26 protein-coding genes, 1 tRNA gene and 1 riboswitch are annotated in these 23723 nt (G+C 49.3%); of the genes, 4 read left to right on the top strand and 23 right to left on the bottom strand.

Annotated features, from left to right (window positions below; translation table 11 throughout):
• Positions 1 to 91 precede the first annotated feature (91 nt).
• From DW743_RS08775 to DW743_RS08820, 11 genes are all read right to left on the bottom strand, one after another.
• Positions 92 to 442, bottom strand: coding sequence for a helix-turn-helix domain-containing protein (locus DW743_RS08775; protein WP_055266839.1), 351 nt, complete (start codon positions 440 to 442; stop codon positions 92 to 94).
• Positions 439 to 1698, bottom strand: coding sequence for an AfsR/SARP family transcriptional regulator (locus tag DW743_RS08780; protein WP_055266837.1), 1260 nt, complete (start codon positions 1696 to 1698; stop codon positions 439 to 441). The genes DW743_RS08775 and DW743_RS08780 overlap by 4 nt, the downstream gene beginning before the upstream one ends.
• Before the next feature lie 255 nt (positions 1699 to 1953).
• Positions 1954 to 2592: a metal-dependent hydrolase gene (locus tag DW743_RS08785; protein WP_070103710.1), complete on the bottom strand. Its 639-nt coding sequence runs from the start codon at positions 2590 to 2592 to the stop codon at positions 1954 to 1956.
• Positions 2593 to 2852: 260 nt separating this feature from the next.
• Positions 2853 to 4469, bottom strand: coding sequence for an amidohydrolase (locus DW743_RS08790; protein ID WP_117761370.1), 1617 nt, complete (start codon positions 4467 to 4469; stop codon positions 2853 to 2855).
• A 117-nt stretch (positions 4470 to 4586) separates the two neighbouring features.
• A complete protein-coding gene (locus tag DW743_RS08795; RefSeq protein WP_117510525.1) occupies positions 4587 to 6065 on the bottom strand; it encodes an alanine/glycine:cation symporter family protein in 1479 nt (492 codons plus the stop codon).
• A 185-nt stretch (positions 6066 to 6250) separates the two neighbouring features.
• Positions 6251 to 6425, bottom strand: a riboswitch (Lysine riboswitch).
• A 104-nt stretch (positions 6426 to 6529) separates the two neighbouring features.
• Positions 6530 to 6676: a hypothetical protein gene (locus DW743_RS17945; RefSeq protein ID WP_156327518.1), complete on the bottom strand. Its 147-nt coding sequence runs from the start codon at positions 6674 to 6676 to the stop codon at positions 6530 to 6532.
• Positions 6677 to 6719: 43 nt separating this feature from the next.
• A complete protein-coding gene (locus tag DW743_RS08800) occupies positions 6720 to 7130 on the bottom strand; it encodes a peptide deformylase (RefSeq protein WP_117761371.1) in 411 nt (136 codons plus the stop codon).
• A 41-nt stretch (positions 7131 to 7171) separates the two neighbouring features.
• A complete protein-coding gene (locus DW743_RS18115; RefSeq protein ID WP_070100856.1) occupies positions 7172 to 7588 on the bottom strand; it encodes a hypothetical protein in 417 nt (138 codons plus the stop codon).
• Between the two features lie 72 nt (positions 7589 to 7660).
• Positions 7661 to 8266: a class I SAM-dependent methyltransferase gene (locus DW743_RS08810; RefSeq protein WP_022461823.1), complete on the bottom strand. Its 606-nt coding sequence runs from the start codon at positions 8264 to 8266 to the stop codon at positions 7661 to 7663.
• On the bottom strand, positions 8253 to 8804 hold the full coding sequence (locus DW743_RS08815; RefSeq protein WP_022461824.1) for a hypothetical protein: 552 nt from the start codon (positions 8802 to 8804) through the stop codon (positions 8253 to 8255). Before DW743_RS08815 ends, DW743_RS08810 begins: the two co-directional genes overlap by 14 nt.
• Positions 8801 to 9370, bottom strand: a complete 570-nt coding sequence (locus DW743_RS08820) for a GNAT family N-acetyltransferase (RefSeq protein ID WP_055225861.1) — start codon at positions 9368 to 9370, stop codon at positions 8801 to 8803. The genes DW743_RS08815 and DW743_RS08820 overlap by 4 nt, the downstream gene beginning before the upstream one ends.
• Positions 9371 to 9565: 195 nt before the next feature.
• Between DW743_RS08820 and DW743_RS08825 the strand changes: the two genes are divergently transcribed.
• Entirely contained in the window at positions 9566 to 10402 is an 837-nt protein-coding gene (locus tag DW743_RS08825; protein ID WP_117761372.1) for an AIM24 family protein, read from the top strand.
• Between the two features lie 164 nt (positions 10403 to 10566).
• Positions 10567 to 11892 carry an MATE family efflux transporter gene (locus DW743_RS08830; protein WP_226906866.1) on the top strand — a complete coding sequence of 442 codons (1326 nt, stop codon included), beginning with the start codon at positions 10567 to 10569 and terminating at the stop codon, positions 11890 to 11892.
• A gap of 65 nt (positions 11893 to 11957) precedes the next feature.
• On the opposite strand, the gene DW743_RS08835 is transcribed toward DW743_RS08830, so the two are convergent.
• From DW743_RS08835 to DW743_RS08850, 4 genes are all read right to left on the bottom strand, one after another.
• Complete coding sequence (locus DW743_RS08835) at positions 11958 to 12632, bottom strand: FUSC family protein (RefSeq protein ID WP_022461591.1); 675 nt, start codon at positions 12630 to 12632, stop codon at positions 11958 to 11960.
• A gap of 25 nt (positions 12633 to 12657) precedes the next feature.
• On the bottom strand, positions 12658 to 13290 hold the full coding sequence (ttdB, locus tag DW743_RS08840) for a L(+)-tartrate dehydratase subunit beta (RefSeq protein WP_022461435.1): 633 nt from the start codon (positions 13288 to 13290) through the stop codon (positions 12658 to 12660).
• 15 nt (positions 13291 to 13305) lie between these two features.
• Positions 13306 to 14211, bottom strand: a complete 906-nt coding sequence (ttdA, locus tag DW743_RS08845; RefSeq protein ID WP_022461434.1) for a L(+)-tartrate dehydratase subunit alpha — start codon at positions 14209 to 14211, stop codon at positions 13306 to 13308.
• A gap of 105 nt (positions 14212 to 14316) precedes the next feature.
• Entirely contained in the window at positions 14317 to 15582 is a 1266-nt protein-coding gene (locus DW743_RS08850; protein WP_117761398.1) for an SLC13 family permease, read from the bottom strand.
• 283 nt (positions 15583 to 15865) lie between these two features.
• On the opposite strand from DW743_RS08850, the gene DW743_RS08855 reads away from it, so the two are divergent.
• Positions 15866 to 16780: a LysR family transcriptional regulator gene (locus DW743_RS08855; RefSeq protein WP_117761374.1), complete on the top strand. Its 915-nt coding sequence runs from the start codon at positions 15866 to 15868 to the stop codon at positions 16778 to 16780.
• A 31-nt stretch (positions 16781 to 16811) separates the two neighbouring features.
• On the opposite strand, the gene DW743_RS08860 is transcribed toward DW743_RS08855, so the two are convergent.
• The 5 genes from DW743_RS08860 to DW743_RS08880 all read right to left on the bottom strand — a co-directional run bounded on the left by DW743_RS08860 (position 16812) and on the right by DW743_RS08880 (position 20066).
• Positions 16812 to 17360 (bottom strand): histidine phosphatase family protein, encoded by a 549-nt coding sequence (locus tag DW743_RS08860; RefSeq protein WP_022461431.1) that lies wholly within the window; start codon positions 17358 to 17360, stop codon positions 16812 to 16814.
• Positions 17361 to 17514: 154 nt separating this feature from the next.
• Entirely contained in the window at positions 17515 to 18495 is a 981-nt protein-coding gene (locus tag DW743_RS08865) for a DUF3878 family protein (protein WP_117761375.1), read from the bottom strand.
• A gap of 239 nt (positions 18496 to 18734) precedes the next feature.
• Complete coding sequence (locus DW743_RS08870; protein WP_226906357.1) at positions 18735 to 18977, bottom strand: response regulator; 243 nt, start codon at positions 18975 to 18977, stop codon at positions 18735 to 18737.
• Positions 18953 to 19393 carry a hypothetical protein gene (locus tag DW743_RS08875; RefSeq protein WP_147398267.1) on the bottom strand — a complete coding sequence of 147 codons (441 nt, stop codon included), beginning with the start codon at positions 19391 to 19393 and terminating at the stop codon, positions 18953 to 18955. The genes DW743_RS08870 and DW743_RS08875 overlap by 25 nt, the downstream gene beginning before the upstream one ends.
• Positions 19347 to 20066: a transporter substrate-binding domain-containing protein gene (locus DW743_RS08880; RefSeq protein WP_117761377.1), complete on the bottom strand. Its 720-nt coding sequence runs from the start codon at positions 20064 to 20066 to the stop codon at positions 19347 to 19349. Before DW743_RS08880 ends, DW743_RS08875 begins: the two co-directional genes overlap by 47 nt.
• A 1008-nt stretch (positions 20067 to 21074) precedes the next feature.
• Between DW743_RS08880 and DW743_RS08885 the strand changes: the two genes are divergently transcribed.
• Positions 21075 to 21151 (top strand) — tRNA-Arg (locus tag DW743_RS08885).
• A 187-nt stretch (positions 21152 to 21338) separates the two neighbouring features.
• On the opposite strand, the gene DW743_RS08890 is transcribed toward DW743_RS08885, so the two are convergent.
• The 3 genes from DW743_RS08890 to DW743_RS08900 form a co-directional block, all read right to left on the bottom strand.
• Positions 21339 to 22733 (bottom strand): site-specific integrase, encoded by a 1395-nt coding sequence (locus DW743_RS08890; RefSeq protein WP_172680789.1) that lies wholly within the window; start codon positions 22731 to 22733, stop codon positions 21339 to 21341.
• A gap of 20 nt (positions 22734 to 22753) precedes the next feature.
• A complete protein-coding gene (locus DW743_RS08895) occupies positions 22754 to 22960 on the bottom strand; it encodes a helix-turn-helix domain-containing protein (protein ID WP_005541444.1) in 207 nt (68 codons plus the stop codon).
• Between the two features lie 528 nt (positions 22961 to 23488).
• Entirely contained in the window at positions 23489 to 23722 is a 234-nt protein-coding gene (locus DW743_RS08900; RefSeq protein ID WP_117761378.1) for a helix-turn-helix domain-containing protein, read from the bottom strand.
• Between the last annotated feature and the right edge of the window lies 1 nt (position 23723).

Raw genomic sequence — 23723 nt, forward strand, 5'->3', positions numbered from 1 at the left:
TCACAGCTTAAAGTTACTATTTGTTTAGTCTGCTGTCAACTTAAAAATTAATTTATTTTTTCTAATTCTCTTGGTTCCTGATAAAGCTCTTTTAGATCACTGAGAACCTGTACTTTTCCTTTGCGGTCTGCGGTGCTCCAGGCTTTTCGTCAGTTCCATGACAGCCTTCATATAGCAGGCATGATCCTCTCTTAACCGGCCATACCTTCCGCAGCGTTCCGCGCAGACGGTACATCATATTTTTCAGTGCTCCGTACGGATTTTCACTCTTCTCATCCGTCCAGAGTGCTTCGGTTAACTGTTCCAGTGTTACGATATGGTTTTTGTTGCAGATCATATAAACCAGCAGCTTTGTGATCATCGGGGAATGAATCGCTTCCTCGTTGAGGCAGCGTGTTTCATCGTACATGCGGAATCTTCCAGGCAGCTGTACGCGAATCATAAAACATCGTCTCCTTCTAAGAACTCAAGCTCTTTTTCGGTCTGAATTGCCGGCAGTGCACTGTATTTCAGATTCTTTGCCCAGCCTTTTTTCTCCTCGGAGAAGCGCTCGCTGATTCTCTTGTAGACGAGTTCGCATCCTCTCTGGCTGCCGCCCTGCAGCAGAATCACATACTGGGACGGGCTGTATTTTGCAAAGAAATCGGAATGACGCAGGCTGCGTTTCATTACCTCAAGCAGCTTTTCGGACATACGGTCAAGGCGCGGACCGCCTTTTGCCGGGTAACCTTTTCCGTCTGTAATGGTGCACAGCATCAGCCACGGCATCTGTCCGTTCAGCTCGGACATACGGTAAACAAGTCGGTAGCAGTCACGGAATCCGGCGAGGGAACAGAAGAATGCTCCGCCCTTTTCTCCCGGGCTCTCCTGAAGATCTGCCTGTACCTCTTCGATCACGCGGTGTCTGCTGCCCATGCGGCTTCCCAGATAGCGGTACTGCTCCACCAGTTTCTCGCTCGGTGTAACGCCAAGCTCTTCAAAGTAATGTTTCGAGGTCTGCTCGTACAGTTTCATGGCCTCTTTGTATCTCTCCAGGCCGATCAGCGCCTGCATCTGGACTGCCTGCCACTCGTCGAACGGATACAGTTCGGAAGCAACAGAAGTCAGTTTCTGCAGCTCATCGAACTCCTCGTTTTTCAGAAGATACTCACTTACTTCTTTCAGTGCATCGGAATATACTTTTTTCAGCTGCGCGCGCTCCGCCTGTACCCACTCTTCCTCGCCGAAATCTGCAAGGAACTCTCCGGTGTACAGCTCCAGTGCTTCGATCATCTGATCCATGCGCGCTTTCTCGTCCGTCTCTTTTCCTGCTTCCAGGATCTTATTTTTGATATCAATCGCATCTACCTCGACCGGCATCGGGCTGGTCCAGTGGTAAACGCCTTTCTGTGTATAAATGTACTCAAACTGCGGAAGTCCTGCCTCGACAAGGCTTCTTTTCAGGCGATGTACGCCGACACGCAGGCTGTTTGCCGCGTCCGCCACATCTTCTCTTCCGTATGTGCTCTCCAACAGTCTTCCTCTGGAAATTCCATTGTCCTTGTTATAGAGGAAAATCTGCAGAAGTCTCATCGATTTTGTTGCCATTGTTTTCCGGAAGGAAATCGGCTGGTCGCCGTACTCCAGGAAAAAACTTCCCATCATGTGTACTTTTAAAAGCGGTAACTGTTCTGTTTGGTTTTTCATTTCTTCGTTCATACTAACTCCTGTATTGCCTGTTGTGCTCTAATCTCTGTGGTCGGTTGCGCTGCGCTCCGCAATCGGCTGCGGTAACGGGCCGGCGGTTCCCTGTTCGTTCATTTCAAAAACAATTACGGACGCCGGATTTCTGTTTTCTATTTTACATCATTTTAATCAAAAATCCTACTATAAAATGTATAAAATATTAACTTTAACACCGAAAAATTCCTGCTTTTTCTTCTTTTGTCTTGTTATCTTTTTGTCAATCCCATCTCATCCGTAAATTGCCCGCATGATTTTAGCCATCAGCCGCCCTGCAGGCGCCGAGAGCACCAGTACTACAGCAAGAGATACCATGCCGCACCCGAGCAGTGCGCGGTTCACAAGTCCCCGTGCTGAGCAGAATCCGAGGCAGAATCCCTTCTTCCAGGGCCAGAACAGCTTTTCCGGTTTCCGGTTGAAAAAATCGAGCACCAGATGGGACAGAAAGCCCACGGCAAAATAAGCGGACGCATCCGGGTAGATGATGTCCACGCACGCCGTCAGCAATGCCAGCGCCGCAAATGAATGCATGAAGGAGCGGTGCGGCTGCTGTTTCCCATAGGCGCAGATCAGCAAAAATGCTGCCGTTCCGGTGAGGAGACGCAGCACGCTGCTGTCGCTTGTGAGGCGGCGGTAAATTCCAAGATTCAGTTTATACTCCGCAAGAATTGTGAGCACCGCAACTGCAACTGTTGCCGTAATAATCTTATCGGCATCGCGGTGCGCCTGTGAAGTGCCGACATCAATGTCACTGATCAAACCGCCGATCGCGGCAGCCCCGGCACCGGCCACAAGCGCGGGAACCGTCTGCGGCTGTAAAACAGCAAGTGCCGCTGCTGTTCCAATAAAAAAATGTGTTCTTCCAAGCATTTGTCTGTTTTTTCCTTTCGTAAAATTTCCTTTATCATAGCACATTCCCGCCCTTTTATGCAACCATTTGTTCGATTCTTTTACGACCGTATGGTCCTATCAGGATCAAAAAAGAACCTCCTGCGACCGTTTATCGCCGCAGGAGGTTCTCCTCTGTTTCTGCCTTTATTCCATACTATTTCCAGGTTATCTTATTTCACGTTTTTCCCTTCATTGTATGAATTTTCATTTGACATTTATCGCTCATTTGAGTTATATCTTTATGCTTCATATACCAGTTCACCAGCAAGATACGTCCGGCACACCGGAATGTCTTTGATCGTGCTCTCATCCACCTCAAACGGATTCTGACCCAGTACGACGAAGTCTGCCATCATGCCTTCTGCGATCTGGCCTTTCACGTTCTCCTCGAAACTTGCCTCGGCACTGCGGATCGTGTAACTGTCGAGTGCTTCCTGTACGGTGAATTTCTGATCCGGCAGGTACGGGCCGACATGGTCGCGCAGCGTTGTTCTTGTGACAGCGCACTGCATGCAGGCGAGGGCATCCGGCAGCTCTACCGGGCAGTCAGTTCCGTTGCTGACGGAGACGCCGTTATTCATCAGCGTCTTCCAGCTGTAGCTTGTGCTCGCAAGCTCTTTGCCGACGCGCTCCTCTACGATATGGTTATCGTAATCGAGGAAGATGCTCTGTGTGTAAACGTGAAGATGCATTTTCGCGATTTTTTCAAGCTGATCGGCTCTTGTGATCTGGCAGTGCACGATGCCGTGGCGGTGATCTTCTCTCGGGTTTTCAGCAAGGGCTTTTTCATAGGCACTTAACACGCGGTCGAGGCACGCATCACCGATCGTGTGAACTGCAGCCTGCATGCCGTGTGCATTGGCGTAGCCGATCATCTCATCCATGGTTTCCTGGGTGAATACCGGGATTCCGCAGGTGGACGGGTCGTCTGCGTATGGGCGACTGAGGAATGCTGTTCTCGCACCGAGTGCGCCGTCGCCGAGCATTTTCAGCGGTCCGATTTTAAAGCGGTCTGTGCCGATGCCGGTCACATTTCCAGCCTCAACGAAACCTTTTAAGGATTCCAGATCGGTAAAGTTGCTCTGCTCGTAAACGCGGACGGTCAGCTCGCCGGAATCCTCGAGTTCTTTGTATGCTTCGTTGACGGTCTGCCACGGAACGGCGCGGTAAACGCAGTAATCATCACTCTGGCTGCTGGTGACGCCGTAGCTGTTCAGGGCTTTGCAGGCGCTGCGGATCATATCTTTGATTTCCTCTTTGCTCGGCACCGGAATGCTGTCGTAAACCGGTTCCATTGCATTGTCGAAGAATCTTCCGTCCGGCTCACCGTTTTCCATACCGATCTCTCCGCCCTCCGGCTGCGGGGTATCTGCGGTGACGCCGAGGAGTTCCAGTGCTTTGCTGTTGACTACGAGGCAGTGGCCGCACGCTCTCGTCGCGCAGATCGGAACTTCAGTTGATACGCGGTCAAGATCGTAGCGGTTCGGCATGCGGTCCACGTCCGTGAAGTAATCCTGATTCCAGCCGCGGCCCATCAGCCATGCGCCGTCTTTTCGCGGATGCTCTTTCTGGAAGGTGTCGAGGCAGGCGAGCATATCTTCCAGGCTTTCGGTATGTGCGGCAAGCTGCGCTTTCAGCAGGGAGCTTCCGTAATTTAAAAGGTGCATATGGCTGTCGTTAAAACCGCTGCAGACGAATTTTCCGCCGAGGTCTACAACTTTGTCGCCGGCTGCTGCAAGGGCATCTGCCTCTGCGCTGCTTCCGGCGAAAACAAATTTGCCGTCTTCTACTGCAAACGCTTCGACAAGCGGCAGTTTTCCGGTGTAGACAGCTCCGTTTTTGTAAATTGTTTTCATATCATTATCCTCCTACTGTCATCTAAATTTGATTCTATTCTTTTCTGCCCATTTGCGCAATATACAAATTCAGACACGCTATTCTCTTGCGTGTCTGGATTCGCTTTTGAATATTTTTTATTTCGTTTTCTCTTCGTAGAACAGGCAGGCGTTCTTGTCTACCGTGCCCTGGCCGAAGTTTCTTGCTTTGTAGTCTTTCAGCAGTTTGAAATACTGGTTCGAGAGAATCAGGATCACTGCTACGTTGACGAAGGTCGGGATCGCAGATGTGATATCAACGACAGTCCAGATAAAGCCCTGGTTGTTGGTCTTTACCAGATAGATCGTCCACAGTACGCCCGGCAGAGCGCGGACTGCGTAGAAGATTTTCATGACGATATCTTTCATCTTGCCTTCTTTTTTATACAGATGCTCCAGAATTGCCAGATAGTAGGTGAACCATCCGCCGGAAGTCGTTACAGTGAAAATGACCATGATGACTGCCAGAAGGATGCTTCCAAATTTGCCGAATCCGCTTGCAAATGCACTTAAAGCAAGTGTTCCGCCGTTCGTTCCGTCGGTCCAGTTTCCGCTTAAGATAACGGAAAGTGCGGTGATCGTACAGATAACCATGGTATCAAAGAATACCTCGAAAGATCCCCACAGACCCTGCTCTACCGGATGCGGTGTTTTTGCGGAAGCATGGATCATTGGAGAAGTACCCCATCCAGCCTCATTGGAGTATACGGAACGCGCCATACCCACACGGATAATCTCGCTGACTGCGCAGCCGGCAAAACCGCCGATCGCTGCTGTTCCGGTAAATGCGTTTGTTACGATGGCTGCAAATACGCCAGGAACGCGGTTGATGTTGATGATGATCATGCCAATTCCCATCAAGATATAAAGAACGCTCATAAATGGAACGAGCTTGCTGAACAGACTTGCGATTTTCTTCGTACCGCCGCTTGTAACGACATAGGTCAGAATGCAGAGCAGAACGCCCATCACGATAACGCCTTCTACTTTGAAGCTTCCAAGATTGATATTCTCAATACCGAACGCACCGGCTACGACCTGAGATGCGGTCAGGTTGGAAGAGGTTACGAAGAAGGTGGAGAAAATACCGATGCCGAAGATGAGCGCTGGGATCAGCCACAGCTTGCCCCAGTGGCGCTCCTCGCCAAGTCCACACTCCATGTAGTAAGTCGGACCGCCGTAGTACTCACCTTTTTCGTTGGTGTGACGGTAGTAGCAGCCGAGGGTAACCTCAACCTGTTTTAATATCATACCAAGCAGAGACGAAAGCCACATCCACATAATGGCTCCCGGGCCACCTGCTGCAACTGCAGTTGCAACACCGGCGATATTACCGAATCCTACGGTACCGCCGATAGCGGTCGAAATCGCCTCAAACGAGGAAAGCATACCCTTTCCTTCACTTGCTTTGTCTTCTTTCTGGAACAGTTTTCCGCCGGTTCTCTTCATAATCCAGCCAAAGTGACGGAACTGGAAAAATCCAGAACGAACGGTAAAGTACAGACCGGTCAGAATCATCAGCGCGATCAGCGGCACGCCCCAAAGGACACCGTCCAGCCAGTTAAGAAATGCTATCATGTCAAAATCCTCCCTTTTTTCTTTTCCGGCAACAGTTTTCTTCAGACGTATCCTGTAACACCCGTTTCGTCTTTCGTTCTCCAACCAAACAGATTTCCACCCCCGGAACCTTTTGTCACGGTTCCAACTGCAGTACAATAAAAAGAACAGCGGTCTTCACCACTGCTCCATTAAATCTACGTTCATGAAGCAATAGCTCCTCCACCAGTACGGTGAGAGTGCACAGCCTGTTCGACTGTACCCCAACGCAAACAGTTTTTCGGGAACTGCCCCGTTTCGGCGAATGCTCCTTTCCCTGCCCGTCCCAGACCCCGTTGTCTCAGGACAGGTACTCTTAGCCTTCGCGCCTCTATTGCCGAATATGTATATTGACAGGTATTATCATATGTTTCTTTTCGCCACTTGTCAATCGTTTTTTCGACATTATTTTACAAAAATTTTATATTTTCGAAATTTGTCCCGATTTATTTGAGATTCTCCCAGTCGATTTTTTCGTCCCGGTAAAAATACTCGCGGTCGTGTTCGCCGATTGTGACGCCTGGAACGATGGTGACTTCTGGCTCTTTGGCCAGATCTTCCACATTCGGGTTGTAAATGATTCCTTTTACCATTCATTCTCTGTCTGTCATACCGTCCTCCTGTCTGCTGTAGGATCTAAATAAGTATCCCTTCCAGATGATCCATCTCATGCTGGCAGATCTGGGCTGGCCAGCCGATGAATTTTTGGCGTTGTTTTTTCCAGTCCCAGTCGTAGTATTCGATTTCGATGTTCTGGTACCGCTTTGTTTTCCGCACGCCTGGCAGGGAGAGGCAACCTTCTTCTGTTTCGTAGGGGCCGCTTTTGCGGACGATCACCGGGTTGAACATGATGATGTCGCGGAATCCGGCGTTTACGATGATGATGCGTTTTTTCACGCCGATCATATTTGCCGCCATGCCGACGCATGCCTCGCGGTTTGCTGCCAGTGTGTCCTGCAGATCTCTTCCCACCTGCAGATCTTCCTCTGTCGCCGGGATGGATTTCTGTCCGAGGAAGAGAACGTCTCTCATAATTGGTTTTACCATTTGTGTTTCCTTTCTCTTTCGGCCTTAAAGGCCGAAATCGTTTAATTTTCTATTTGAATCCGCATATCGCACGATGTGCATCCGATTACGGTTTTTCCGCCTTTCTGTTCCAATCGTTCTACTGTTCCGCTGCAGAACGGACAGATCCAGTCAATCTGTTTTCCGGCTTTGACGGCCTGCATCATGTTGACGAATTTTGTCGTATCTACATTTTTCGAATTGCAATTCTGCGTCCAATCACCGGAGAGTACTTTTCGCAATTCGCCGTTTTCATTCAGAATAACGGTGTCGCCCTCCTCGATGTTCCAGTCATACAGCATCTGATCCTCCTGGCGGATGCGCGATTCTGTTCCGTTTTCATCTTTCAAAACAACAACTGCCATGACAGGCTCGTCGGCACCGCGCTCCTCACAACCGAAATCAAGGTCTTCCTCAATTCGCATTACCTGATATTTCATAAAAACGCCCTTTCTTCAAATATAATTCATGCTTTTTTGTATTCCACACGGTTTTTGCTGTTACAAAACTTTTTATTCCTGAATCGTAAAAATCACAACCCGCTCCCGGCTGTCCCCGCCCGGAAACAGATCCATACAGTCGATCTCATCGAGAAATTCCAGTTCCGGCACGGTCATCAGATACGAGATATAAGCATCCGACGGGTAATAGAAAAACAGCTGGATCTCCCGCGGATTTTCGTAGTACGATTCCAGCAGTCTTGCCATCGCTTTTCTTAAGATTTCAAGCGAAAACGGGTTAAAAAAATACACCCGGTCCACTTCCACAGGAACGGGAAAATTTTCGGCGCTCTCCAGCACAAACTCCGTCCGCGCACCAGAGGCCGCCGCCTTTTTGTTTTCCATTGCCTTCGCATAAATCCGGTCATCATACTCCACACCGATGGACTGGCACCGGGTCTGCGCCGATAAGAAGAAATCTACGCGGCCCTTTCCGCATCCGTAATCGAGCAGCGTATTTCCCTTTCGGATCATCCCTGTGTTTGCCATCCGCTCCAGCACGCAGTACGGGGTCGGCTCATACGGATACCGGTACAGATCCGACCGGCTGTCATCCCGCCCCATTGTGTGGATCTGCAGCAGCTTGTCCCAGCGGTTTTCGTTTTTATCCTCTCTCATCGCCCGTCTCCCGATACTGTTCGAATAATTCCAGATACTCCTGTTCCACCGCAGCAAACGGCCGCACCGTGTAGTCCAGCGTGATGTGAAGTTTCGGCGCATCCCCCGCCTGCGGTTCCTCCAGCAGATTTGTCAGATCGTACCACAGCAGATCATTGTCGATCTGTTTCATCATCCGCTGCTCCTCCGCCGTCAGATCACTGCCAAGATATTTCTCATAAATCACCGAAAGCAGATGGTCCTCGATCTCGCGGTACCGCGGCATCTCCTGCTTTAATGGCCGCGGCACGTCCGACATGTAACACTCGCTCGCGTCATGCAGAAGGCACGCCAGCACCAGCCGCCGGGAATAGCCGCGCGCGGCAGCCTCTTTCGCACAGCAGATGCAGTGCTCTCCCACTGACCAGAACGTCGTCACATGACCGTTTCCGCGGCAGATCATCGGCAGCGCATGCGCAAAATCCTCCACACAGAGCAGCCCCGGATCAGGATGTACGGGATCGAAATGTTTTCTTGTATACGTCGTTATCGTACTCATTCTTTAACCTCGCTGTACGGCTTTACTGCCGGCTGTCCCGCGTGCGGCTCGCCGATGATTTTTTCCATCCAGACCATATCGTACCAGCGGTCGAATTTGTAGCCGCAGTTGTGGAAGGTTCCCACGAGTTCGAATCCGAGATGCGCATGGAACTCGGCGCTGTTTTTCGTCAGATATTCATCCTCGACCTGCGGATAGCCGATGCAGGCGTAGAGGTTCAGAATGCCCATTTTTTTCAGACGATCGGCCAGTTCTTCATACAATCTCCGTCCCAGTCCGCCTTTCCGCGCATCGTGGTCGAGATAAATCGTCAGCTCGCTCGACCAATCGTATGCGGCGCGGCCAACGAACGGATGGGCATATGCGTAACCCTCGATTTTTCCATCTCTTTCGATCACGAGATACGGGTATTTCTTCATGATATCCCGCATACGGTTTTCGAATTCTTCCAGCGACGGCACATCCCACTCGAAAGAAATCACGGTGTGCTCTACGTAATACGCATAAATCTCCAGAATCCGTGCAGCATCCTCTATTTTTGCATCTCTGACAGTAATTGTACTCATAATAAACTCCTCCTCTGACCGTACTGCTTGCGTTTTCTGAACTTTATCTTATCACTCCGCTGAAAAATGGACAACATGATTTCCAGATTTCCTTTTTTTCTAAATTTTTCTGTGCTCTTTGCTTTCTTTCCTGTATAATAAAAGAAACAAGACGGATCACTATTTTTCTTCTTAATGAAAGAAAGGAACGTGCCTATGAAAATTTTAAATCTCGAAAACGAAAACCGGAAATTCACCAAATCCATCGAAAATTTCCACGTCATGGAATATCTCCAGGATTCCAGCGTCTCGCCGATGACTGCCATGGAGGAGTATTACATGAGCAAAATGAATGTGCGCCGCCGCCAGGTTGTCATTGAACTGGACAAGGAGCACTCCGCGATTATCCAGTCCGGTGCGATGCAGTGGATGGGCGGCCATGTACAGGCGACCGCCGGAATCAAAGGGATCGGCGACCTGTTCGGAAAGGCCATCAAAGGCGCCATGACAAAGGAATCTGCCGTAAAACCGGAGTACGTTGGCGACGGATATCTCGTGCTGGAACCGACCTACAAATACATCATTCTTGTGGATGTCGAGAAATGGGGCTCCTCCGGAATGACGATTGAGGACGGCATATTCCTCGCCTGCGACGGCAGAGTCAAAAACAAACTGACCGCCCGCAAGAGTATTTCCTCCGCTGTCCTCGGCGGTGAAGGCTTCTTCAATCTGAGCCTCGTCGGCAGAGGCGCCGTTGCCCTCGAAAGCAACGTACCTGAGGGCGAGCTGATCGAAGTCGAACTCGAAAACGACGAACTGAAAATCGATGGAAACCTCGCCGTCTGCTGGTCCTCCAACCTTGATTTCACCGTAGAGCGCTCCACCAAAACCCTCGTCGGCTCCGCCGTCAGCGGCGAAGGCCTCGTCAACGTCTACCGCGGAACCGGCCGCGTCCTCATGAGCCCGGTCGCCCCGACAGATTCCCTGCTGACTGCAACCAACACGACCCAGGCGAACCCCGCTGCGAAGAACAACCTTCCGCCGGAAAATTAAATTCGAATCCTCTCCGCCCCTATGCCTAATACGCATAGAAAAAAGTCAAATTAAACCTCGTTTTTGATTGACACTTTCTTCAAAACATGTTAGCGTAAAATACGCATTTATCTTTACATTCTTAAGAAAAACCATACGATAAAATACATGTTCTGGAGAAAATGATGAATAGAATAAACTGGACTGAACTGAAACCGCAGATTCAGCAGGTCGGGCGATTAAGTCTGCCTGCGATTCTTACACAGATTACTACGATTGCGATGCAATACATTGATTCCGCGATGGTCGGCGCGCTTGGGGCGAATGCTTCGGCGGCGATCGGACTGGTTTCGTCGACGACGTGGCTCCTCAGCGGTACGATTTATGCGGTTTCAGCCGGTTTTTCTGTTCAGGTAGCGCATCAGATCGGGGGAAATCATGACAAGAAGGCAAGGGATGTTGTGCGGCATGGCATCGCGTCCGCGCTTGTTGTGTCGGCTGTTTTGTGCCTGATCGGGCTTCTGATCAGTCATCCGCTGCCGGGGTGGCTCGGCGGTGCGCAGGAGATCCGACAGAATGCCACGCTCTATTTTATGATGTTTGCCATCATGCTTCCGTTTTCCCAGCTCAACTCGCTGATGTCGTCCTTCCTGCAGTGCAGCGGTGATATGGTGACACCCAGTATTTTAAATGCCGTTATGTGCGTGCTCGATGTCATTTTCAATGCTCTTTTGATTCCGGTTTTCGGTGTCATGGGTGCCGGTATGGGAACGATGCTGGCCTGCGCCGTCATCAGCCTCACGGGTGCCTGGTTCTGTTGTGTCCGCAATCCGCGGCTGCGTCTCCGCCGGAAGGAAAAAACGGTTTTCGATGCGAAAATTCTGAAAACTGCATTCAAAATCGGTGTGCCGGTTGCCGTACAGGAAATCGCGATGAACAGCGCCATGGTTGCTGCCACCATGCTGATTGCCCCGCTCGGCTCCATTGCGATTGCGGCCAATTCGTTCGCCGTCACCGCCGAAGGCCTCTGCTACATGCCAGGCTACGGCATCGGTTCCGCCGCGACAACGCTCGTCGGCAGAAGCTACGGCGCCGGAAATTACAAGCTGGCGAAACGCTACGGAAATATCTGTATTGCCATGGGCGCAGTCCTGATGGCCATCACCGGAGGTCTGATGATGATCTTCTGTCCGTTCGTCTTTAGCATTCTGACTCCTGACCCGCAGGTTCGCTCGTTTGCCGCCGAGGTACTCCGCATCGAACTGCTCGCCGAGCCGTTTTTCGGCGCTTCCATCGTTGCCGCCGGAGCCCTCCGCGGAACAGGCGATACGTTTGTGCCAAGCCTTCTGAACCTTGGCAGCATCTGGGTCATCCGCCTCGGTCTCGCGGTACTTCTCATCACCCCGCTCGGCCTGCGCGGCATGTGGATCGCCATGGCTATCGAGCTCTGCATCCGCGGACTGCTGCTGCTTTACCGCCAGCATACATCGAAATATTATAAAATATCATAAACGCCATACAAAAAAGAGGTGATCTGCCGGCACAGAGCAGATCATCTCTTTTTTTTGCATCCTGCTTATTTTTTGTTTTTCATTCCAAAGTTTTTCTGTTCATCCTCGCGGAACAGACGGTTTTTATCCTTATAAGACTGAAACGCATGTTTTGTCGCCTTCCACATGGTCCGGAACGAGAGCCCCTGTTCTTTATCATATTTCGATGGCAGTAAAAGATAGCAGAGAAGGGAAATCAGTACGCCGATGCCGGTATCCAGAATCCGGGCAAGCGTATAGAAAACAACTCGTTCCTCACCAACTGTGTAAAGTACCACAAAGTAGACCACGATTCCCGGCTGGATCGCAGAGTCCGCCTGCAGTGCCAGATTGCACCACAATACCAGGCAGAGCCCTGCCGCCAGCCACAGAAAAGCCGGAATTCCAAACGGCTGTTTCTGATACAGCATGTAGAATGGAATGACCAGGATTCCTCCCACAAACGTTCCGATCAGGCGATTGATTCCATTGTGGAATCCCTCTTCAAACCGGCTCCCAACCCCGTACACTGCGCCGATCAGCGCAAAGCAGGGGTTGCGGCCGCCAGGAATCAGATATTCATAAATCAGGGAAGTCAGCAGAACAACCACCGCTGTCCGCCACATGCGTTCCGTCAGACGGGGTGATTTGAAATCCTTCAGCGGCGTGAGCTGCCACTTATTTTTCACCTCCGCCCGGTCCAGCATTTCCTGTGGTCCCATAGGCTGCTCCTGTCAAAAACTCTTATTATTTGATAAACTTCACTTCCGGATAAATTGCCTGTTTTGCAGCCTCTTTGCGCTCGTTGAAAACAACTTTGTTCTCTTCAAACAGGTTGCGTCCTTCTGCATCAATAGAAACGATCAGCGGACCGAACTCTTTTACTTTATTGCACCATAACGTCTCCGGCATTCCCAGTTCATCCCAGTGATGCTCTGCAATTCTTTCCACCTCAGTCGCGGCAACAACCGCGCAGCCTGCCGGGAAGACACAGTGAATGGCACCGAATTCTTTACATGCACGCTCGGTATTCGGACCCATGCCGCCTTTTCCGACAATGACACGTACGCCGGTCAGTTTTGTAAATTCATACTCGAATTTCTCCATACGCATGGAAGTAGTCGGTCCGACAGAAACCATCTCGTAATCATCTTCTGTTCCCTCAATTTTCCGTACGATCGGGCCGGCATGGAAAATTGCCTTGTCTTTGATATTATATGGAAGCTCTCTTCCGTACTCAACGAGTCTGCGGTGTGCAACGTCACGGCAGGTCATGAGATCGCCGTCCAGCCAAACAATATCTCCGATGTGGATATCTTTCAGGTCTTCTGCGCTTACCGGTGTAATCAGAACTTTTTTATCTCCTCTAATTTCGATCATAATTCGTACCTCCGTTTATGCATTAAATTTCCAGGTGGAATGTGTATCACAAGTTACTGTCAGATCAGGATTTACCACGATATGGCCGCGGCGGTGGGACCAGCATCCCACATTTACGGCAACGCCGATCGTGGATGGATGGCGGGCGGTGTTTTCAATGTTTACACCCATAACGGAATATTTTCCGCCCATTCCCTGCGGTCCAAGGCCGATGGCATTGATGCCGTCTTCCAGCAGACGCTCCATTTTTGCTGCATTTGCATTTTCATTGTGGGAACCGATCGGGCGCATCAGCGCTTTCTTTGAATTTAATGCTGCGGTTTCGATGGATGTTCCAACTCCAACGCCGACAAGAAGCGGAGGACACGCATTTAAGCCGTAGCTTGTCATCTGATCCAGTACGAAATCGGTGATTCCTTCATATCCTGCACCTGGCATCAGAACCATCGCTTTTCCAGGAAGCGTACATCCGCCGCCTGCCATGTAAGCGTAGATTTCGCATTTGTCACTGTTCGGAACGATATCCCACCATACGGTCGGGGTTCCTTTTCCTACGTTTTTCTTGGTATTGTACTCATCAAAAGTCTCTACCGAGTTGTGGCGGAGCGGTGCTGCAAAGGTAGCCTGTACAACAGCCTCTTTCAGCAGGCCTTCCAGTTCATTGATGTACGGAAAATTCGTTCCGCATTTCAGCCAGAACTGAAGCACGCCGGTGTCCTGGCAGCTCGGACGGTTTAATTCCACCGCCAGTTTCTGGTTTTTGGTCATCGTCTCATACAGTGCTTTCGGAAGCGCTGCTGTTTCCTGGGAGCCCAGCTCCTCCAGCTTTGCAACTACATCGTCCGGCAGCTTTTTGCCGATGTGGGCAACAAAATCAGCTACCATGTCTGTTAAAACTTTTACTCCATTTTCGTTTGTCATAATATACCTCCTATGAATGATTTTCATGAGTGAACTTTGTGGTGCGGGGCAGGAATTTTCTGCCCCTTGTGGTGTGTGATACCTGTTTATGCGAAGGAATGCTTATCATGGATAAAAAGGAAACAGGATGGGCAGCAGTATCATGCAGATTGCAAAGGATACGAGGATCAGAGGCAGGCCGGATTTTACATAATCCTTGAATTTATAGCCTCCGAGTCCGACTACCATCGTGTTTGCAGGCATACCAATTGGTGTTGCATACGCGCAGGAACCGGCGATAACAGTTGCAATCACAACGGACCGCGGGTCTGCTCCAAGGCTGTTTGCAAGAGAAACAGCGATCGGAATCATAAGTGCCGTAGTGGCTGTATTTGACATAAAGTTGGTCAGTACACAGGTTACCAGGAAAATTACCAGGAGAAGCAGAATCGGATTTGGATTGGATCCGAGCAGACCGACGATTTTATCGGCGATCATACTTCCTGCCCCTGTGACATCCAGTGCTTTTGCCAGGGAAAGAGAGCCTCCAAAGAGGAGAACTACTTTTAAGTCAATGGAATTCAACGCTTCTTTTTCTGTCAGAACCCCGGTCAGCACCAAAAAGAGTGCGCCAAGACAGGCGGAAAGCTGAATGCTGATTCCAATTAATTCTTCGAAAATCATAGCGAAAATTACAACGATCAGAACAACAAGTGAAATGATCTGTTTCCATTTCGGAACATTGCTGAAATCTTTCTGCTCTTCCAGGTTCTGGGCTGCTTCGTTCTGATTCTGCGTAAGAAGTTTATATCCAAAACAGACGAAGTAGAGGATTCCTATCAGCAGCATCGGAATTCCGATTGGCGCGTACATGAAAAAGCTGGTTTTGATTCCCATCTCCTGCAGTGCATTGACGCCCATCAAATTTCCCGGCGCTCCGATGATAGAGAGGTTTCCGCCGAGGGCTGCCGCGAATACAAGCGGCATCAGCAGGTGGCTTCTGGAATAACCGGACTCATCTGCGATTCCACAGACAACCGGGATCAGTACGGCAGCGGTTCCGGTGTTGGATAAGAATCCGGACATCACGCCGGCAATTACCATAATGGCGATGATCAGTGTTTTTTCGGTTTTGGCAAAGCGGGTTACAAGTCCTCCGATTTTGTTTGCCATTCCCGTCTCGAAAAGTGCCTGGCCGACAACAAACATGCCGATGCAGAGGATAACGTTGCTGTTTACGTATTGAGAGAAAGTCGTTGATACATCCAGAATTCCGGTGAGAGTCAATCCAAGCGCACAGATCGAAGCTGTCAGACCCAGCGGAATTTTCTCCAGAATGAAGCTGACAATCGCAAATACCAGAAACAGCAATGTGATTGTGGTTTGAGACATTCCCAAATCTCCTTTCGTTTTTTCAGTTTTCTTTTTCTTGAAAAGCATCGGCCGAACACGTTTCTTTTGTTACTTGTATTATACGGCGTGTACTGGTTAAAAAACAAATTGGTGGAATACATGACCCCATAAAAAATTTTTATATTCGCAAAACAGGGGCTCTTTTTTTGTGCATTTTTACCTGGTTTTGCGGGAAACCGAAAAAAAATATAGAAACATTTACGTCTCTATGGTATCTTAATGGTAATATAACGTTGTCTCAACGAACATTTGGAGGGGAAAAATGACTTTAAATCAGCTTCGTTACTTCTGTATGGCAAGCCGGTGCCACAGTATTACAAAAGCAGCCGAGGAATTGTACGTGACGCAGCCGACCGTATCGGTTGCTATCCGTGATCTTGAAATTGAATTCGGCGTCAGTCTCTTTTCCAGAAAGGGAAATCAGTTAATTCTGACGCGTGAAGGGGAGGAATTTTATCAGAAAGCAAATTATATTCTCCAGTACTGCAATGAGCTGCAGGCGGATTATTCCAATCTCTCCCGTGTGCGCCCGCCGATCCGCATTGGTATTCCGCCGATGCTGAGCACCGTCTTTTTTCCCGAGCTTCTTCTCGCTTTTTCAGAAGAGCATCCCGAAATTGCGGTATCTCTTGAGGAGTATGGTTCGGTCCGTGCCTGTAATCTGGTGCAGGATGACACACTGGATCTGGCGCTTGTCAATATGGAACAGTATAATATTGATAAATTTCACCATGCCGTTCTTGCGGATGACCAGGTCGTATTTTGTGTAGCAAAAAACCACCCCCTGGCAGGCAGAGAAGTGGTTTCCATTCAGGATATGGCAAAACAGCCCTTAATTTTCTTTAATGCTGACTCGGTGCAGAATCAGCTCCTGAAGCTGCGGTTCGAACTTGAGGGGTATACACCGAATATCATCATGCGGAGCAGCCAGATTTACACGACACTGCAGTTTTTAAAGACGGGCCGCTATGCCTGTTTTCTGTATTCCAGCATGACTGATAAATTTCCGGAAATCATCGGCATTCCGATGCAGACACCAATTCGAGTGAAAATCGGCATGATATGGAAGAAAAGCAGATACATCAGCAGCGATATGCAGACGCTGATCTCTTTTACAAAAAAGTATTATCAGATGCATTCGTTGATTCCATCGGACAAAAAAACGAACGGGGATTGAATATATCCCCGCCGTTTTCTGTAATCTTTTTTTATTTCTCTGGAAAATCGTATCGTACAATCTCACAGTTTTTCACACCAAATGCCGCATATTCTTCATTCGTCATATCGTGAAAATACGACTGCACGACACGCGCAATGCCGTTGTGTGCGACGAGAATATACGTTTTTTCATCGGATTCTTCCCGAATTTCATCCAGCAGATTATAGATTCTCTGCGCCAGCCGCAGAGTCGATTCGCCGCCCTCGTGGCTCATTGCGAAGCATTCCTTCGCCTTTTTGAAGTCCGCTCCATCGCGTGCTGTGGACTCCCATTTTCCAAAATTCTGCTCCGTCAGCCGCGGCTCCGGCCGCGCCGGGATGCCGGTCATCTCGGAAATATGTTTCGCGGTGTCTGCCGCACGAACCAGCGGGGAATACAGAATCTCATCCGCCTGAATCCCCTCTTTCAGGATTTTCTCCCCGGTCTCAACCGCCTGCTGATGCCCAAATTCCGTCAATGCAATATCCGTCGCCCCACAGATCTTATTCTCCACATTCCAGATCGTCTGCCCGTGACGCACAAAATAAAAATGTCCCATGAAATGATTCCTCCTGCTTATCCTCGTCAAATGTTTCTTTCTTTTCAGAATATCACAAGCCCGCATCTGCCGCAATGAACTGTTTTTAAAAACTCCATTTCCACCAGATGAATCTTATTTTATTCACTTTTTGTACCTTTTCTTTAATTCATTTTCAATTTTTAAACGTCTCAACCTCCACAACCCGGTCTTTCCCTTTCGTTCCCCAGATCATCAGATGGGCCTTATATTCCACCGAATCCCGTGCATAAAAGAATGGCTCCTCGCGCAGCAATGATGCGCGTTTTCCTTCGGCTTCCAGTATCTTTTTCCGTTTCATTGCCTGCTCCTGGATTTTTCGGATCTGGGTTCCTTCTTCGCCAGTGAAGCGTCGTTTCGGGTAATTCTGTGCTTCGCGGGCCAGTTTTTTTTCCAGTAAATCCACGACTTTCGCGTGGCGGCTCGTATGCAGCAGTTTTGCGATCTGTTTTGCGAGGAGTTTTCCCTGCCATTTTTCATAAAGTGCAAGATACCTCAGCAGCACTTTATCGCCTGCCTCCGATGCCAGTTTTTTCATCTCCGTAATTGCCTCTTCCGTCGCTTCCCACCACGGGCATGACGGTACGAGATACTGATCCGGCACGGCCGGGTAGCAGCAGAAATTGAGCGGCGGGAAATTGGCCAGCGATGCCAGACGCATTTCTTCCTCGGTGCAGAACGCCTCGCCGAGGTATTCCAGCTTGTCCCGCAGGATCGCAATACGGAACTCAATCTGCCGCAGATACTCGTATCCGTCCACCCAGAAATGACCCGTTTTTCCGTAATCAAACAGATGCACTTCCAATGAAAGGCGGCTGAAAAACAGCGTGCACACCGTCTCTCCCTGCCGCACGATCAGAACGTACTGCTCCCCGTCTTTTTCCAGTGCAGCATCTATTTCTCCCTCGTATTCCTTCTGATACGTTCCCGTCAGCTCCGCGTCATGAAAAACGAGAAAGCTCTCTGCCGCATCGTTCATCAGATAGACAAGCCAGATCTCCTTTTCTCCTCCCCCGTACCGCTCACCCGGAAGCAGCAGCTCGAACTGCCCCTGCGAAAGAAGCACATCCAGCCTTTCCAGTTCCTCGGTCCATGTGATATTTTCTGCAATTTCCATTCCGTGATTCTCCCCTGTTTTCTTTTACTTCCTATGATACACTATAAAAAGGCTCCACTGCAATCCAAAGCAGTAGAGCCCCTTCTCCAAATTTTTCTGTTATTAATCCGTCCCGTTATCCGGCGCATGCCGTCCGCACTTTCTCGTCCAGCGTCGTCTGAATTTCTTTTAAGTTCACCGGTTTCAGAATATGCCCGCGTCCGCGCACCGCTTGCGATCCGTTGCAAAGGTATTTGCTGTCATCGCAAAAATCGGAACATCATTGTCCTCACGCACACTGTTTCGAATTTTTTCGTCGCCTCGATGCCCTCCATCACCGGCATCTGCATATCCATGAAGATCGCAAAATAGCTTCCCGGATCCGACGCTTCAAACTGATCCACGGCCTCGGAACCATTCTCCGCCCAGTCCACGACAAGGCCGAGGCTTCCGAGCAGCTCCGTCGCAACCTCTGCATTCAGTGCATTATCCTCCGCAAGCAGAACAGCAGCACACCTGCAATCAGTGCCACCAGATACAGCGGGTGGTCAAACAGATACGCCATGATGGTCGGTGTCCCCACATCTTCCACATAGCTCTGCACAATTTCCGCTCTGCTCTTTCGTGATACGTTGTAAAGCGTTTTTTCCCACAGACCGTAGAAACTCCGGTCAACCTCTGAGAGTACGCCCATCCGCAGGGACATCGATGCACCTGGCACAACTTCCACGCGGAGGCGGTTCTGCGTATCATCTCTTGCCAGCTTCTGCGCTGTGTAGGTCATCAGCAGTGCACCGTCCACATTCTCATTGACCAGTCTCTGCACACATTCGTCCGTATCTTTCACCGACACAATTTCTGCATTCGGCCATTCATTGTTCAGGATTTCTTTGACCGTCACACCATCGTCGATTACCACTATTCTCTGCAGTTTTCCCGACGCACCGCGCCGCCGCAATTCCTTTTGCCTCCCCGTTTTCATACCACGAGTATTGATTTCCGTCCGGATTCATCACGCCGCGGATCACGGCGCCGCTCTCTTTCAGCTGGGAAAGAAGCGCTTTTTCCTCTGCCGTGTAATCAGTATTCACTTCCACGGAACCGTAATATTTATTGTACAGATCAGACCGCCAGTTCGGTGTCTCCACGTTCATGCTCGTAAATGCGGTGATCGCCGGATGGCGGGAAAATGCAAACTCCTCCTCGCGCTCCGGTATCTTTTTGGCAGCCGTATAAATGTCTGCTTCTCCATTTTGCAGCATCTCCTCACATTCCTTCGCCGTCTTATCGTATCCGACGTAGGAAAACGTACACTGCATATATTTGGCAATGCCCTGCATCATCTCATATCCATATCCGCTCCACAGTCCGTTTTCGTCCTGCATGTGATAGCTGTCGAAGGCTGCTGCTGGACCTATGAAAAAGCCTATAAGAGAATTTATCAGGTACTCACAATGGAAAATTCCTGAAGTAAACTGCGGAATCGCAAGTATGTGTTTCGTCTTGAAAAAGCAGCAAAAATATAGTATAATATTTTTGTTGCTGACCCGGCTGAAACATTTATAATTCTTGTTTCTGTAGCTCAGTAGGATATAGCGTCCGCCTCCTAAGAGAAAGCCGAGGCATTCCCCAAATTGGGGAACGTTCTAATGTTACCAAATCAAAAAAAATCTGTAGATTGACAACTCGAAAAAGAGTTGATAATCTTATATATGGCCGAAGGGAAAAATCCCAGAAACCCAGTAAAATCAAGGGTTTGCGGCATGTGTCGTCATAGCTCAGCTGGATAGAGCACTCGCCTCCTAAGAGAAAGCCGAGGCATTCCCCAAATTGGGGAACGTTCTAATGTTACCAAATCAAAAAAAATCTGTAGATTGACAACTCGAAAAAGAGTTGATAATCTTATATATGGCCGAAGGGAAAAATCCCAGAAACCCAGTAAAATCAAGGGTTTGCGGCATGTGTCGTCATAGCTCAGCTGGATAGAGCACTCGCCTCCTAAGAGAAAGCCGAGGCATTCCCCAAAGGGAAAAAATGAAAAACAACTTTCAGTTCGAATCTATTCTGAAAAATGCTAATGGTGACAACAAAGCATTCCCAAAATTGGGGAACGTTCTAATGTTACCAAATCAAAAAAATCTGTAGATTGACAACTCGAAAAAGAGTTGATAATCTTATATATGGCCGAAGGGAAAAATCCCAGAAACCCAGTAAAATCAAGGGTTTGCGGCATGTGTCGTCATAGCTCAGCTGGATAGAGCACTCGCCTCCTAAGAGAAAGCCGAGGCATTCCCCAAAGGGAAAAAATGAAAAACAACTTTCAGTTCGAATCTATTCTGAAAAATGCTAATGGTGACAACAAAGCATTCCCAAAATTGGGGAACGTTCTAATGTTACCAAATCAAAAAAATCTGTAGATTGACAACTCGAAAAAGAGTTGATAATCTTATATATGGCCGAAGGGAAAAATCCCAGAAACCCAGTAAAATCAAGGGTTTGCGGCATGTGTCGTCATAGCTCAGCTGGATAGAGCACTCGCCTCCTAAGCGGCAGATTGTTCGATTCCTTCGAGCAATGAAAATTGCATAAATCTTAAAAATGTCTCAGTAGCTCAGCTGGATAGAGCACACGCCTCCTAAGCGTGGGGTCGGAGGTTCAAATCCTCTCTGGGACGCCAGAAAGCACCGCTGCAAGCCTTTTTTCGGGGTTTGCAGCGTTTTTTTGTTCCTCCTTCTCCAGGTAATTTCACTTCCGTTACCGGGAGATTTTTATACGCCGCATGATGTATATTTGCTAATTGGACTCGAACGCTTTTCAGAAATTTGCTAAGAAAATTCTGCGTTTTGCTAATTCGATTTTTCGGATCACTTTGCCGGGGCTTGCGCCGCTATCAGGGCTGCGAGCGCACTTGCCAGCTCCGGCGACTTTTGAAGCTGCTCCACAAGGCTTTCAAGGTCCAGGGTCGCAGGCTCCGATTTTGCCGGTTCCTCCGGCGGACGGACATTGCGAAGATCAGGCTTGGCATAGAAAGCTGTCTCGAATTTCTGAGCATTGACCTTTCTATCCTCGTCCAGAATGTGAGCATAGATACTGGTTATCATGTCGATCTCGGCATGGCCTGTATCGCCCTGGGTAGCTTTCAGATCACCGTGGTTCAGTTTCAGCTTGTAGGTGGTACTGGAATGACGGAGAGAATGAAAGACCACCTTCGGCAGCCCTGCGTCCTCACGGAGCTTTGCAAACTCTTTGAGGATGATCCGATCCTCGCAGGGCCGTCCATTGGGAAGTGCCACCACCAGATCGAAGTCCTGATACTCGTCGCCCAGGAAGCCTTTCAACTCGTCTTGGGACTTCTTCCATTCCCGCAGGATGTAAGCCAGCGTTTTCGGCAGCCACACCTTACGGATACTGGAATCGGTTTTCGGCTTTTTCAGGATAATTCTTGTGCTGGTGTTCGGCATGAGCGGAGTGAAGATGTAATAGATATCCTTCTCACCCAGCGTTTCAATCGCCCGTTTGGAAGCCCGTGTCAGCTCCTTGTCGATGTAGACATAGGCATTATCCGCCGCAATATCTTCATCGGAAATATGGACGTTTTCCCAGGTCAGCCCCAGGATTTCACCCATACGCAGAGAGCAGGCAAAGGAAAGGTTCATTGCCACATAGAGCTTGCTGTCCGTGCATTTGTCCAGGGCAAGGCGGATCATATCCGCCGTCCAGATATCTCGTTTCGCATACTCCGTTTTCGGGAGGATCACATTGTCAAAGGGATTTCTTGCAATGATTTCCCATCGTACCGCCTGCTTAAACGCACACCGCAGGAGCTTGATGATCTTTTCAATGGTCTTGTCGCTGACATAGGTGGTAACAGCCTTTCGGGTCTTGGTAGACACCGACTTGGTTTTCTGCAAGGTCTGGATATAACCGTCAACCGCACGGGGAGTAACCGCCTGTACCTCCATATCACCGATGATCGGATTGATATAGTTCGCAATCAGCGCCGTTTGGCTGTCATACATAGACACGCCCCATTTCTTTTCTCCGTAAAGAGATACGAAGTCATAAAGGAATTCGGTGATCGTCTGATTGCTTGGTGGGAGAAAAGTTCCCGTGTGCTGCTGATTTTCGATTTCCGCCTTGCGCTTCAAGGCCTCTTTGTGGGTATGCCAGGTTTCCCACTTCTGTTTGGTTTCTCCGTTTTCGTCCACATAGTTGTAAACAACGGAATAGTTTTTCTTTCGCTTGATTATAGATGCCATATCGTTCTTCCTTTCTTGGATCACAGGTCGAGGGAGTCAAGCCACTCGTCAAATGACCGCTTGGAAATGCGTATGGCGTTACCAATTCGCACGATTTTGAAGTGCCCTTCTTTTACAAGGATATATGCGGAAGTTCTTCCAATGCCCAGGATTTGAGCAATATCGTCAACCGTATATGTCCTTCTTTCAGGGGTTTCTTTCTTCGTGCCGTTCCATGTTTGAGACATGAGAACCCCCTTTCAGTTATGAAAAGGAACAGCACGAATATGTGTGGGTAATATAACTTCCACCATCATTTTACCGTGCTGCTCCGTGTTTGTCTGCTGCTAATTGAAAAGTTTACGATCTATCCATAAACTTTCAAAAAAGAAAAGTAGGCTTACGGACGGCTGTTGGCACAGCTCCACGGGAGTTTCACCCCGGCCCATGCTGATGGGTGCGGCGCACAATGCTTTGTGGGCGTTCAATGCGCGAGTATCTTTAACCCTGCCCGTGTGTCATCGCCCACAAGCTGCCACGCTTGCTTTGCGGTCTGGCGCTGTTCGCTCGCCCGTTACAGTGGTCCCGTCCTGCGGACTTGAAACGAGGTCATGGCGCACCGGCCGTATGGCTCGGCACAAACAGGAATGTATCCGTTTGCCTTATACTGCGGCGTTGGCCTCCCAACGGGCTTTCTTTGTCAAGGTGCTGCCTCCGGCCACGAAAGAGAGGAAACAGGGAAAGGGTAAGCTGTTTTCGCTTTCAGACCGGGCTTGTCAACTCATGCTGACAATGGAATGAATGAGCTTGATCTCCAATCGGCGCTTCATGTATTCGTCCACCCGAACATGGGGCTGGCCGTCAGGATCGTAAAGTGTCCGGGTGCAGAGCTTGTTGATATAGCCCTCATAGTACCGAAGCACCTGATCCACAGCCTGGGAATCCCCATCACGGGCGGCGTCGATCACCGAAAGAGGAAGAAGCTCCTTGCTCTTGTATGTAGGCTTCATC

Source organism: Blautia sp. AM28-27 (assembly GCF_003480905.1).
Classification (GTDB): Bacteria; Bacillota; Clostridia; order Lachnospirales; family Lachnospiraceae; genus Fusicatenibacter; species Fusicatenibacter saccharivorans.